13 protein-coding genes are annotated in these 12,598 nt (G+C 52.4%); 4 read left to right on the forward strand and 9 right to left on the reverse strand.

Annotated features, from left to right (window positions below; all coding sequences use genetic code 11):
• Positions 1-29: 29 nt before the first annotated feature.
• A complete protein-coding gene (locus HV352_RS18835) occupies positions 30-797 on the forward strand; it encodes an amidohydrolase (RefSeq protein ID WP_049270868.1) in 768 nt (255 codons plus the stop codon).
• 177 nt (positions 798-974) lie between these two features.
• Complete coding sequence (locus HV352_RS18840) at positions 975-1,385, forward strand: Spy/CpxP family protein refolding chaperone (RefSeq protein ID WP_046275741.1); 411 nt, start codon at positions 975-977, stop codon at positions 1,383-1,385.
• A gap of 15 nt (positions 1,386-1,400) precedes the next feature.
• Here HV352_RS18840 and HV352_RS18845 read toward each other — a convergent pair whose 3' ends face one another.
• The 9 genes from HV352_RS18845 to HV352_RS18885 form a co-directional block, all read right to left on the reverse strand.
• Complete coding sequence (locus tag HV352_RS18845; RefSeq protein WP_181634984.1) at positions 1,401-2,120, reverse strand: EAL domain-containing protein; 720 nt, start codon at positions 2,118-2,120, stop codon at positions 1,401-1,403.
• 1 nt (position 2,121) lies between these two features.
• The gene (locus tag HV352_RS18850) at positions 2,122-3,789 is read right to left on the reverse strand and encodes an O-antigen ligase family protein (protein ID WP_181634985.1); all 1,668 of its coding nucleotides are present in this window, start codon (positions 3,787-3,789) and stop codon (positions 2,122-2,124) included.
• A gap of 1 nt (position 3,790) precedes the next feature.
• Positions 3,791-4,333, reverse strand: a complete 543-nt coding sequence (locus HV352_RS18855) for a fimbrial protein (RefSeq protein ID WP_016155755.1) — start codon at positions 4,331-4,333, stop codon at positions 3,791-3,793.
• A 9-nt stretch (positions 4,334-4,342) separates the two neighbouring features.
• Positions 4,343-5,407: a fimbrial protein gene (locus HV352_RS18860; protein ID WP_016155754.1), complete on the reverse strand. Its 1,065-nt coding sequence runs from the start codon at positions 5,405-5,407 to the stop codon at positions 4,343-4,345.
• Positions 5,404-6,009 carry a fimbrial protein gene (locus HV352_RS18865; RefSeq protein WP_019076065.1) on the reverse strand — a complete coding sequence of 202 codons (606 nt, stop codon included), beginning with the start codon at positions 6,007-6,009 and terminating at the stop codon, positions 5,404-5,406. Before HV352_RS18865 ends, HV352_RS18860 begins: the two co-directional genes overlap by 4 nt.
• A gap of 12 nt (positions 6,010-6,021) precedes the next feature.
• A complete protein-coding gene (locus tag HV352_RS18870) occupies positions 6,022-6,798 on the reverse strand; it encodes a fimbria/pilus periplasmic chaperone (RefSeq protein WP_046275745.1) in 777 nt (258 codons plus the stop codon).
• 26 nt (positions 6,799-6,824) lie between these two features.
• Positions 6,825-9,296: a fimbria/pilus outer membrane usher protein gene (locus HV352_RS18875; protein WP_181634986.1), complete on the reverse strand. Its 2,472-nt coding sequence runs from the start codon at positions 9,294-9,296 to the stop codon at positions 6,825-6,827.
• Positions 9,297-9,337: 41 nt separating this feature from the next.
• Positions 9,338-9,886: a fimbrial protein gene (locus tag HV352_RS18880; RefSeq protein ID WP_019076063.1), complete on the reverse strand. Its 549-nt coding sequence runs from the start codon at positions 9,884-9,886 to the stop codon at positions 9,338-9,340.
• 69 nt (positions 9,887-9,955) lie between these two features.
• A complete protein-coding gene (locus HV352_RS18885) occupies positions 9,956-10,504 on the reverse strand; it encodes a fimbrial protein (RefSeq protein WP_016155749.1) in 549 nt (182 codons plus the stop codon).
• Positions 10,505-11,254: 750 nt separating this feature from the next.
• Between HV352_RS18885 and HV352_RS18890 the strand changes: the two genes are divergently transcribed.
• Positions 11,255-11,938 carry a winged helix-turn-helix domain-containing protein gene (locus HV352_RS18890; RefSeq protein WP_223307926.1) on the forward strand — a complete coding sequence of 228 codons (684 nt, stop codon included), beginning with the start codon at positions 11,255-11,257 and terminating at the stop codon, positions 11,936-11,938.
• A gap of 1 nt (position 11,939) precedes the next feature.
• Entirely contained in the window at positions 11,940-12,458 is a 519-nt protein-coding gene (locus HV352_RS18895; protein ID WP_016155747.1) for a hypothetical protein, read from the forward strand.
• Positions 12,459-12,598: the final 140 nt, after the last annotated feature.

Genomic DNA, 12,598 nt, shown 5'->3' on the forward strand with positions numbered 1-12,598 from the left:
AAAATGTTGTTCAATGAGGAGCCTCGATCGTGCCCGGTTTGAAAATTACTCTGCTGCAACAACCGCTGATCTGGATGGATGGCCCGGCTAACCTGCGCCATTTCGACCGCCAACTGGAAACCGTCACCGGACGTGATGTCATTGTGTTACCTGAAATGTTTACCAGCGGATTTGCCATGGAAGCGGCAAGCAAATCGCTGCCGCAGGAAGAGGTTGTCAGTTGGATGCGCACTAAGGCGCAACAGACGAACGCCCTTATAGCAGGCAGCGCCGCTCTCTTGTCTGAACGTGGCCCGGTAAACCGCTTTTTGCTGGTCGAACCCGAAGGTAATGTCCATTTCTATGACAAGCGCCACCTGTTCCGCATGGCGGATGAACATCAACATTATCAGGCGGGTGACGCGCGGGTTATTTTTGAATGGCGCGGCTGGCGCATTCTGCCGTTGGTCTGTTATGACCTGCGTTTTCCGGTATGGTCGCGCAACCGCAACGATTACGACCTGGCATTGTATGTCGCCAACTGGCCGGCGCCGCGTTCGCTACACTGGCAGGTTCTGCTCACCGCGCGGGCAATTGAGAACCAGGCTTATGTAGCAGGATGTAACCGCGTGGGTACTGACGGTAACGGCCATCATTATCGCGGTGACAGCCGGGTGATTAATCCACAGGGTGAGATTATTGCCACCGCCGAGCCACATCAGGCTACGCGCATGGACGCTGAACTGTCACTCTCGGCGCTGCGCGAGTACCGCGAGAAATTCCCCGCCTGGCAGGACGCTGACCCGTTCACGCTGTAGATATCGCCTTCTTCCCGCTGCACAACGTTTTGCGTAGCGGGATTGTTTCACTCCGTAACCAACCGCAAAACAAATTCGCGTGGCGACGTGCTTCGGGCATCGTATTCTGCAAAGGATAATCACTCGTCACCAGCGAGTGACAGACAATGTTAATAATTCCCTTATCAGGATCCCGAAATGAAGAACTTCGTACGCATGACTTTGCTGGCGGCAACCGTGGCTGGCGCTTCTTTTAGCACGCTTGCAGCAAACGTATCCACTGTACCCGCACCAGCTCAGGACCCGGTAGTTCAGCACCTTAAACTGAGCACTGACCAGGTTGCGCAGATTAAAAAACTGCACCAGCAGCTTGAAACCAACGTTAGCCAGATATCGGTGAAGGATGTTAAAGACGGCGCGTTGATTGACGTCATCAAGTCCGGGAAATGGGATGACGCCGCCGTCAAAAAACAGCTTTCCGCGTTCAGCAATATCGAACAGCAGGCGCGTTATTACCGCGTGAAATACTATTTCGACCTGAACAAAGTACTGACCCCAGAACAGCGCCAGCAGGTGCAAAAAGATATCGCACAGACGCTGAGCGAATAATGACCATGGCCTGAATCAGCAATGATTCAGGCTTTTCGGTAATACTTCCTGCTCGAACAAAAATCCCTGCACAGCATCTGCGCCGCTCATACGGCAAATGGCATAATCCTGCGGCGTTTCCACCCCCTCGATCACAACCCGTTCTCCCAACCCGCGAAATTGATTGACCAGTACCCTTAACTGCCACTCCGACGTCCTGAACTGATGAAACATTCCGCTTTCAATTTTGATGGCATCGAAACGGATGCCAGACAGTCGCCAGACAAAAAATAGCTCAGGCGAAACATCATCCAGCCACACGCGAAACCCGTGACGCACCAGGGTTTTAACGGCAATGCATACGGCCTGCTGTTCTGCCTTTTCCAGTCGCATCATGGTGCCAGGATCCTGTATTTCGATAACAATCCGCCCCTGATGCGCCTGCCGGGCGAGCTGCGCAATCCACGACAGACAGGTCAGCATCCTGACGGATAAATTCAGCGAATAACTTCCTGAGAGTGCCAGTACCTGCCGCATTTGCCACAGAAATAGCTGCTGTTTTGCGGTGATGGAAAGGTGCTTGAAAAAAAGATCGAGCGGTAGCGGCGTGCGTACCTGACTTAACACCTCACAGACATCCAGCGATGCATCATCAAAAAAATGGATGCGCTGCAAACGGATCCCGGTGATCCGCAGCAGCTCGGCGTTGCGGGGAAGCTCTGGCACATGGCGGGTCTGTTCGCTGAATCTGTTCATATCATTCCATTTTTTGATTGAAAGGACGTCGTGCATCCTGCAGCCACGGGATACGGCGATCGTTCGGGTATGTCAGGTAAAAGCGCGTCGCCAGACGATGCGCCTCAGGTAGGTCGCGCTGCTGTAACGCCAGCAAGATTTGCGTGAAGGAGACATTCGGGTCTGGGTGAACACGCACATAGTCAGGCGCCCAGCGGCGAACCGCTTCCAGCCAGCGAGCGTCCCGGGTACGCTGATACCGTTGCAGATACCCCATCTGAACATCAAACCGGTAGCGAGGGGCAAGGAGCCAGCCTCCTACCGGGAGCGACTCGGCCAGACGCCACTGCGCTGACTGTCGCTCCGCCAGCGTCAACTGCTGTTGCGTGTGCAGTGAGAGAAGCAACAATGGCGTGAAGGTTAAAAACGAGATCAATGCCAGCGCACGAATCAGCGACGTCGACGTAAGCGTCAGACGACCCCCTTTTAGCGGGCTATCTGCACAACGAAGCAACAGGACCAGCAGTAACCAGTGTGGTGTTGACTGCCTGACGGGGTATTCCGTCAACATATGAATAACCACCGGCAGCGCCGCCACCAGACAAGCGCGACGCCAGCGATTTCCGTGCATCCACAGCCAGAAGCCTCCCGTAATAAAGCACAGCGCCCCCGCCAACCCCACCAGGCCGCCCTCCACCAGCCACAGCACCAGTTCATTGTGCGGATGCGAGATGCTGCTCAGCCCTAACGGCCCCGCGCGTTCGAGAAACACGGCGGCAAAACTGCCCACGCCCCACCCCGTCCACGGGCGTTCGGCAAATAATGCCAGTGACGTTTTAAGCACCGTCCAGCGCACCTGGGAAGTGGTCAGGTGATCGACTGTAGCAACGGACAAAAAATGGCGAGCGAGCGTGCCCGCCACCATGCCTAACGCCAGCGGCAGCAGAAGTAGCAACAACATACGGCGTTGCGCCGGGAAAACCACCAGCAGCAAGACTTCACCTACCACCACAGACACATAGCCGGTTTGCGACTGGGATTCATGCAGCACAAAGCCCATCATCACCAGGGCAATCCCGATGACAATTCGATATCTGTCGCGTAGCCGTACAAAGAGCGGAGCTGACAGCAGCACACCAGATGCAGTGAAGCTGGCCATCAGATTGACCTGCTGAAAAATACCGTAGGGCCGCGTACCGCGTCGCCAGGCAAACTCCCAGTAATCAACACCCGGCAAATGCCAGTACTGATACAAAAACGCCAGACATTCGATGACGCACGCGCCCCATAGCAGGGTCAGCAGTACCGTCAGGGTGTTTGCCGCAAGCGGAATCTGTAATGTCACCAGATAGACGAGCACGCCTCCCAGCAGCGCCCCTGCGACCAGTTGCGCCTCGAACTGCCAGACGCCAGGCGTCAGCAGACAAAGCAGCGTCAGGATGAGCGCCCCCATCGAAAAAACCGTGGCAGGGACAGTGATGCGCCAGTCTTGACGAGGAACCAGCACTGATGCGCTTGCAGCTAGCACAACGGCATAAATCCAGCTCGTAATATTAAGCGGCAACGACAGACCGCTGCCGCCGTTATTCGGCCAGTAGAGATGCATTACCCCACACCAGAAAAACAGACTAATAACGAGCAATAATTTCTGCGCTGGCAGCGGGGCAATACGATTCAGTGCGTTCATCATGCTACTGGTAGTTCAGTGTCCAGGTTCCGCTGGCGCTGAACGGACCGTATTCGAGAGACTGATTTTTTATCGCCGACGGCTCTGCTGCGACCCACGCCCAAAAATTTAGCGTCATCGAGCCTGCAGTTATCTCTTTGACTGACGTGCTCTCATCAAGGCGAATTGCCGTGCCGTCCTCTTCGCTCATCCCAATACCGATCCCAGTCGCGCCGCCCTGTTCACTGCTATCCAGCGCCAGATGATCGTCCAGTTCAGCATCCTCACTACCACTGAAAGTGACCGAGATCCCGCGAAAAACCTCGGGGTTGCAGTCGCGTAGCTGAATGCTGAATTTTTCCGGCTTACTGCGCCCCGAAAGATAGAGATCCTGCGTTGCGATTTGCCCGAAATCGACCTCGATTTTGTCGCCTCCTGGTGCCAGGCTGCAGGCCAGCGCTCTGATAGTGCCGTGAAAATACATATCACCGCCGACCAGTTTGGTGTCGGCCTGCGCCATGCCGCCAAGCAGTAACACGCCGATCGCGAATAACGCCGAAAATCTCATGGCATCCCCCTACTGAAACTGCGCAACAACGGTGGCAGAGGCTTCAAACTCACCTTCCTTAACGCTTCCCACGCCCGGCTTTGCCACCGGTGCAGCGGTGAGATTCCAGTCGCCCTGATTCTGGTAAAAACCTTTCACGTTATAGAATTGATTGGGCACGACGGTGCCACCGCTCTCGTCTTTAAGCATAATGCCGAGATCGTCGCGCTTTTGTCCGCCGCTCAGCGTGCCGAGGAGATGATCGTTGAACCCCGCCGTGCCTGACGCCGTGGTAGTTTGTACGCCAAGATTAATGTTCAGCGCGCCCTGATCGAAGCTGCCGCCTTCACAAACAACATGAATGGGGATCGACTTGCTGTAGTTAGTGCCATTGAGCCGGGCAGCGGATCCTGGCAGATCGCCAAACTCAATACTGATTTTGTCTCCCCGGTTGAAGGTGCATTTGTCCGGTACGGTAATCAGCCCGGATTTAATCACCACACGGGAAATCGCCGTAGTGGGCGTAGGTCCCGCGCTCCCCATGCGCCCGGCTACCTCCACCAGTGATTGGGAAGTGATATTGATGCCGTTGATAATGGGTTTAGTGACAATAAACGTCACTTTCCCTTTTGAACCACTTTCAACGTTAGTGGCGCGCGTGTAGCCCTTGCGCTTTTTGCAAGTGTTATTGCTGTTGCGGTTTGAAACGTTGGTAAAAGGCGCCTGAACATACTGTTTATAGCCCCCGGCAACCCACACCTGCACTTCTACATCCAGATACTCATTTAGCCGAAAACGGTTCGCCCCCTGATTTGAAGGCGGCATCGTAGTCGTGGTGGTGTAGTAAATCGGCGACCGGGAGATGTCAGCCTGCTCGCAATAGAAATTCACCACATACCAACTGCCCAGGTTCCAGGTAAACGGATCCGTTCTGCCACCCACGTGGTTTTTACTGACATCCAGCGAGCTCAATTCGATATCGTACTGATGCGGCGACCCGCCCTCCGGCTCACCTTCCCCCTGTGTAAATGCCTGCCCGGCCAGTGGACAGCCAGCCAGGGCAACCCACAACAGCGCTTTGCGTAATACGCTCATAGATACTCCAGCTTAAGTCTCACCAGGCCGTTAAATTCTCCGGCAGTCACCTCTGGCCCAAAAGATTCCAGCGTGGCCAGAAAGTGAATGGCGTTATCGCCTGGTTTGAGGATCCACATACGTTGCGGTTGGTTCAGATGGATCAACTGATTACGCTCGGTCAGTAGCCGAATGCCCGCGCCGCGCACATCACCACGAATACGCCCCAGGTCACTGTTTTCCGGCGCGCCTTCGGCCATCAGCGTCATCGAAACGCCACGTTCCACCGTGCTGTGCGCCAGCTCAGGCATTTCGCTGGTCTGCCCGGGGAAATCCCTCAGGGTATGACCAGAGCCCTTTAAGCAGCCGTTCAGGTACAGCGTGACCAACACCGGTTCGCTGCGATCGCCGCCCTGGCGAAACCGACTGGCGGAAATATCACCAAGATTGATGGTCTGATCGCGTGAGGCCATATCCAGCACGCACGGCGACACGTAGACCCGGCCATGAAAGCGGACGTTGCCATACTCACCGGACACGTTGCTCATATCCTGGCGGCCGCTGGTGGCCTGAACCTGCCAGGCCATGCCCGCCATTAGCAGGGCGCAAAGCATCTTTTTCATTTACGATTCCTGTTACCGGGGCTGTTGCTCCATCGGCAATGCTTTACATACATTGCCTGTGCAGCTGAATTTCAGTTCGGGATGACCGCCAAAATCGTTCACGTACATCATGCTGAACTGGCTGACGCTGCCGTCCGTGACGCTAAAATCGAGAGAGGATTTTGGTGAGACCATAACGCCGGGGAAGTCGGTCAATCTGCCGCCTCCCTGCGCTTCTGGCTTGCGGCTTAAGCCGATTAAGGTGACGAAGTAAGGCGTTGGGTTATCCACACTCCAGCGCTGGCCCTGCTTGTGAAAGACCAGTTGGTTTTGCCACACGGCGCCCGGCGTTTCCGGCACAATGGCGGCCGGACGGTAGAACAATTTGATGCGCGACTGCATCGCCAGTTGCAGCACGTTCGGCTTATCCGGTTTAGGCGGAATTTCACGTACGTTCAGGTAGAACAAGCTCTCGCGATCCTGCGGCAGGGCGTTGATCCCGCTGGTTTTCGTCACGCGGGCAATTCCCTTTTGCCCGCCGTTAATTCGTTGCAGCGGCGGTAAGACCATTAGCGGCGAGGTAATTTTTGTTCCGTTGGCATCTTCCACCCACGACTGAGCCAGAAACGGAATGCTCGGGCTGGTATTGGTTAAGTTCGCACTGACTGAGCGCGCATCACCAGTGATGATCATGCGGGTACGGTCGAGCGCAATACCCGCCCATGAGGTGTTGATCTCTGCAATCAAAAGCAGGCCACAGGCCACGGGTTTAAGCCAACGCTGCACGGAGTAAAAAGCTTGATTATTCATGACAAAATTCATTCAGGTTATTGAAATTATTCACAAGGCAACAGCACGTTACCTTCCGGGTTGATTTGTTGTGGCACCTGTAAGTGGCACTGCGCACGGCCAGCCCAGGCAACGGAAAGACGCTCAGCCGGATTCACACCCGCAATCCAGGCCATACCGTTTTCCATTACCATGGCGACGCTAACGCCGTTAGCGTTAAACACTTCGGCGCCAAACGGCGGTACCGAACCATCCTTCAGGCGCAGCAGCGCCATCATTTTTTGCCCCTGCGCCACGGCAAAATGCTGGTAGCCAATCGCACCTTCCGTCAGGGTGTTGGTCACGATGGCTTTAGTCGCGGAAATGTCCTCGTCCATTGCGTCCACATCGATACGGGTATCAAAGCTGTGATAGCTAACGACGTCCGGTACGACGGCAATACCGAAGCGGTTTGAGTGCGCCTGTTCGCCGTTCAGCGGCACGTTCGCCACCCCGTCGGTATCAACCATCACCCTGGCGGTATTCATCGACGCCTGGCTGTTGTGCAGCGCCGCACCGTGACGCGTCGCGGTAAAGCCGCCGCGCATCGTGCCGCCAATGGAGAAATAACGTGATTGCTGCCAGCTGACGTTAGATTCCAGTTCCGCCATCATGCTGCGGTGCTTGTAATAGCCATCAAACGCCGTACGCCCTTCACCGGAAACCCCTGTGCGCAAACGCCACGGATTGTTACGGTCGCGGTTATCGGAATACGAAACCATCTGGCTGGTCTGGTTGCCGCTGTTCTGCAATTCGTAATCCATAGAGCGGCCATCGCTCCATGGCACCGAGATTGAAAGCGAAAGACTGTCGTCTCGTTTGCCCTGAGACTCAGAGCGGTAAGCCGCAACGTTGGCGCTGATCCCCTGGATGCCAGCAAATGAAAAGCTGTGCCCCATCGATAATCCGTAACGATCCTGGGAACCGCGATCCCAATAGTTCTGGTGGGTATAGGTCAGGTACAGCGTGGTCGCTAATAGTGGGTCGTCAGCAAAGAAGGTTTTGTTGCCGGTGATGGTGTACATCTCTTTTTCGTTGCCGGCACTGTTGTTATTTTCATACTGCTCGTCGAGAAACTGCGAGAAAGTGCGGAAGTTACGCTGTGAGAAGCGGTAACCGGCAAAGGTGATGGCGCTGTTGTACTCATCAAAAGTTTTGGCGTAGCTGAGCTTAAAAGACATGCCTTTTTGTTCAGCCTGATGCTTTACCCGACTCACGGATTGCGTCGCATCAGCCGACAGCGCCCCCAGCCAGCTCAAGTCCCGCCCAATCCCCATCGACCAGGCGTTATAGCGATCGCCAGTCAGCAGCGCGCCGCCGTACAGCGACCAGGCATTGCTGACCCCCCATGAAAAATCACCGCTATAAAACGCAGGCCCCTGAACGTCGTGGTTATAACGCGATGGCTTCCCGACCGCGGCGTTGTAGCGCACATAGCCTGGGCGCGTCAGATAAGGAATATCGGCCGTATTGACCTGAAAAGTGTGTACGCTGCCATCTTGCTCCTCGACGCGAACATCCAGCGTGCCGCGTACCGAACCGTGCAGATCCTGAATATTAAATGGCCCTGCGGGAACGGTAGTTTGATAGATAACACGGCCCTGCTGACTGACGGTAACCTTCGCATTGCTGCGGGCGATGCCGTGCACTTCAGGCGCGTAGCCCTGCAAATTCGGTGGCAACATACGCTCGTCGCTGGCGAGGTTAGCCCCGGTGAAACGTACCGAATCAAAAACCTGTGAATTCAGGTAGATTTCGCCGACCGTCAGTTTTGCAGCCTGCATCGGCAACGGTCGATAGGCATAGATCTGATCCCAGTCGATACGGCCGCGATTATCATCCGAAGCGTAATTGGCCTGATACTGGCCACGAAATCGCCACGCGCCGAGGTTAAAACCTGTCTGCCCATAGCCAGACAGAGAGCGATAACGATCGCCGCCCTGTTCATAATGTGTGGCCTGGCCCGAGACGCTGTAGTCAAAAATCAGCCCCGCGACGCCGTTATCCCAGCGTTCCGGTGGCGTCCAGTCTGGATCGGTATATTTCATCCACGCCTGAGGCACGATAACGTCCAGTACGCCTGCGCTATTATTCAACGCCACACCCGGCAGGCGGGAAATGTCATAGCAGGTCGCGCTAATCGGATGAATATAGGCCAGCGCTTCTTCTTTGAGCGCCAGTAATTCGAGTTGTTGCGGGGTCAGACATGCCATGGATTTATGCGGGTTGGCAGGATCGACGATATAACGGATCGACTGCTGTGGAATCTCCTGGCTGTTAATACGAACATCCAGCAGATATTCTCCGGGAGTCACAAAGTTGCCTTCGGAAAAACGCTGCAAATCGACATTGTGCCTGTCGCTGGCATCCAGTACGTCGGTATTAAATTCAATGGCCTCATCCGCTTCAGCCCATGAAGAGGCACAGACCAGAGCAATAAAAAGCGCCAGACGTTTTTTATCTGTTTTCAGCGTGATCATTTTCGTTCGCAAACCTTCAGATACCCGAATTGCAGTGCAGCTCAGAGATAATTCACAACAAAATGCGTGACCGCAGTAAATTCGCCAGATGTCATTCTTCCGTCGCGGGAGATCAAATAAGCCGTAAAATTGAGCGTGTTTTTCCCTGGATTAAGCACATAGTCCGGTGATGGCTCACCCAGATGAATTTGCTGTCCGTTGCTGTCATATATTTCTATCGCTAAATTTTCAGTTTCCGATTGCACGCTTAGATAATCAGGATTGTCACTATCCGGTGCGCCAGAAAAGGTAATATTGGCGCGTTGAAACAGATTCCCGGGGTGTTGAGAATCCCCTAATGAACATCCCAACAAATGAATGCTGAAATCATGCGCTGATACTTTCTCTGGTTTTCCGGAAATATCTCTGGCTGAGAGATCATCAAATTCAACCAGTAGCGACCGGTCGCGTGGATCGACATAACAGGCAGCCTCAATAATATTTCCGCGCATGCGCATTTTGCCGGGCGTACTGACAAGACGATTGGTGTCAGCCAAAACCCATGCAGGCGATATGAAGATAAAAAGCAGTAAAATTCGCCATCCAGGCATCACCGCATTTCCTTTCAGTTATTCGCAGGAAGGGTTAAGCAGGCGCGTTAATGCGCCTGCTGCAGATCGTTACTGGTAGTCGATCTGGAAATTAACGGTAGATTCGAAATCACCTGGGGTTACCGCGGCAGATGCGTTGTTTGCCTGCAGGTAAGCGACGAAATCAATGTCGGTTTCACCATCGGTAATGTTGACCTGAGAGGCGGCTTGACCCCATTCCACGTCCTGGTTGCCACTGTCAATCATACCGATGCCCGCGCCCTTTGCAGTACCAGAGGTGAATGCAGCCAGCGCGTTGTTGTCTGTATCAATCGTTGCCGGGGTATAGGTCACAGTGGCCGTTTTCGCGACGGTCGTATCACAGCCCTGCAGAACGATTTTGGCATGCTTAACGCCAGCACGTTGGTTGTCTTTTAACTGAGAAGTTGGGATCTCACCAAAATTAACCTGTACCGGGCTGGATTCTGGTGCCAGACCACATGCGGAATTAACCAGAGAACCGGTGAAGTGAATTTTACCGTTAGTCGGTTCGACATTTTTTGCAGCAAAAGCAGAAGAGGCAGTAAAAGTCATTCCCGCCATCAGCGCACAGGCCACAGCCACGTTTTTCATTTTCATATTACTACTTAACCTTATATCTGTTTTTTAGTTATTCCGAAGATCTATTTCCGCAGATAATTTATGTCCGGAAAATCCTGATCTGCAGGTGGCGGTAGCGCATATCCTTGCAAACAATCCATCTCAAGCCGCCCCGTATTTTGAACTTCATTGGTATTCCATCCGAAATACCATCCACAGTTGTTTACGCTGTTTCGGGGCTTATATTAAGTCGACGAGAAAATGACACAATGCAAAAATCCGGTATTAATCAAACTCAGGGAATCATGTTGTCACACTGTCTGCACAGCGATCGTTTACCTAAAAAACCGCCAAAAATCACGACTTAGCCAGTGTTAGTATCTATCATTTAGCATTTTTATAGAGTTTTTATCTATCAACTATTTTTTTATTTAGCCAGAACAACAGGCAAAATGTATTTATGAAATTTTTGTAAAAATGAAATTGGATATCAAAAACGAGTAATGACAATAAGATAGTGAAAGAGAGGAAGGAGAAAAGAGGATTCTATAAGAGATATTAAAATATTGTTATGTAAATATTAATAAAGCGATCTATGGTACAACCATTTTTTATAAATGAATTATGTTATGCTATTGCTTCACCCACTCGAATGCGAGATATCCTGCTTTAAAGGAGACATCAGTGATTTCTCATATACCAATAAACAAAATTAAATCCGTAATTATTGGTGATGGCTTAGTTTTCAGACCACATAAAAATACCCTAAAAGACCTGGCATCTGGTGAAATGGCCACATTGAATAATGTGGCAACACAATTACTGCTCTATTTGTTGCAAAATGGTAAAGAGATATCCTCGCGTGATGAAATTCTGCTGAATGTTTTTCAGCATAATGGTGCCAGAGCGACGGATGCGAATCTCAATCAGCACATTTCATTTCTGCGCAAAGCAATAACGTCTACGGGTCATCCTGCAGAACTCATCGTCACAATTCCGCGGATGGGATTTCGGATGGGCGACGCTAATATCAATATTCAGCAACTGGAAGAAGCGCAAGCTCCCGCCAGAATTGCCAATGTTGCATCGACGCTCAACAAAAAGAAACAAAGCCGTTGGCCTGTCGCGATAACCGCGTTAATTACCGGTATCGCCGTGCTGGCGACAGCGTGGTTAACATGGATTCCCAATGAAATCGCCATGACGGACGCGACTATCCTGCGGACTATCGACTATGAACAATGCCGTGTACATATATTAGGAAACGCCCTCACCGACACCATAACCGAAAAGAAAGCGCTGGATATTTTCAAGTCCGTGGGCATTAACCCCGACTGTTCGTACCCAAAAGATCTGTATCTCAATACCTGGGCGAGCAACCATAATCTGGTTGAGTGGTCGTTTGCCGCTGAATGCGGGCTGAACCTCGGCTATTACCATTGCATCAGCCAGTATCGCCATCATGAGGAATGATATGAAGCAAGAAAGCGATCACTCTCCTTTACTATGGTCAGTCGTGATTGCCATTTTTGGGCTGGCGGCTATCGCTTTTTTTATTATCGCCGGGAATGCGAAAAAACAAGAAATCAGTTTTTCCTGCTCCTCGGAATTCACGTCGATACTCGACATCCAGGATACAAAAAAGGTACTCCATGGAATAATGCTGATTACCAGCTACAACTCCGGACACCTTTCATTGTCAGTACAAGGGAAACTCAAAAGTGATGATGGCGAGTTTGCTGTGAACCGAAAACTGTTCTTTCGCTATGCCCGACCACTCGGCCATACCGCCGGTGTTTTCATGCTCACTCCCAACGGACGTGAAAAATCCCCCGATGATGAAGCAACGGATGCTGTCGATTATCTCTTCTTCGACGCTTACGAACGTGCCGACAAGCTGTATATGCTAAAGCACTTGAATGAAGAAACGGTGCTTATCGGCGATAACTTTTCACCCCGCTTCGCCTGCGTGATGAATCACTTCGCAGGTTGATCTGCCCCTGGATATGCGTCGGGTTAAGGATGACCTGATGTGTTGCCTGCCCGATAGCACGGACTTGGTCGATAAAGTGTGATGATGAGATTATTATTGTTGGCGGGCCAAAACGACGAAAGCCTGAATCATTTCTGATT

Source organism: Citrobacter sp. RHBSTW-01044 (assembly GCF_013781945.1).
GTDB lineage: Bacteria > Pseudomonadota > Gammaproteobacteria > Enterobacterales > Enterobacteriaceae > Citrobacter > Citrobacter braakii.

What these genes read in the sequence shown, in the direction of transcription:
- HV352_RS18865 (WP_019076065.1), bottom strand. Translation starts at nt 6,009, where the DNA reads ATGAAAAAGATGCTTTGCGCCCTGCTAATGGCGGGCATGGCCTGGCAG.
- HV352_RS18885 (WP_016155749.1), bottom strand. Translation starts at nt 10,504, where the DNA reads ATGAAAATGAAAAACGTGGCTGTGGCCTGTGCGCTGATGGCGGGAATG.
- HV352_RS18850 (WP_181634985.1), bottom strand. Translation starts at nt 3,789, where the DNA reads ATGATGAACGCACTGAATCGTATTGCCCCGCTGCCAGCGCAGAAATTA.
- HV352_RS18880 (WP_019076063.1), bottom strand. Translation starts at nt 9,886, where the DNA reads ATGCCTGGATGGCGAATTTTACTGCTTTTTATCTTCATATCGCCTGCA.
- HV352_RS18870 (WP_046275745.1), bottom strand. Translation starts at nt 6,798, where the DNA reads ATGAATAATCAAGCTTTTTACTCCGTGCAGCGTTGGCTTAAACCCGTG.
- HV352_RS18895 (WP_016155747.1), top strand. Translation starts at nt 11,940, where the DNA reads ATGAAGCAAGAAAGCGATCACTCTCCTTTACTATGGTCAGTCGTGATT.
- HV352_RS18845 (WP_181634984.1), bottom strand. Translation starts at nt 2,120, where the DNA reads ATGAACAGATTCAGCGAACAGACCCGCCATGTGCCAGAGCTTCCCCGC.
- HV352_RS18860 (WP_016155754.1), bottom strand. Translation starts at nt 5,407, where the DNA reads ATGAGCGTATTACGCAAAGCGCTGTTGTGGGTTGCCCTGGCTGGCTGT.
- HV352_RS18875 (WP_181634986.1), bottom strand. Translation starts at nt 9,296, where the DNA reads ATGATCACGCTGAAAACAGATAAAAAACGTCTGGCGCTTTTTATTGCT.
- HV352_RS18890 (WP_223307926.1), top strand. Translation starts at nt 11,255, where the DNA reads ATGGCCACATTGAATAATGTGGCAACACAATTACTGCTCTATTTGTTG.
- HV352_RS18855 (WP_016155755.1), bottom strand. Translation starts at nt 4,333, where the DNA reads ATGAGATTTTCGGCGTTATTCGCGATCGGCGTGTTACTGCTTGGCGGC.
- HV352_RS18840 (WP_046275741.1), top strand. Translation starts at nt 975, where the DNA reads ATGAAGAACTTCGTACGCATGACTTTGCTGGCGGCAACCGTGGCTGGC.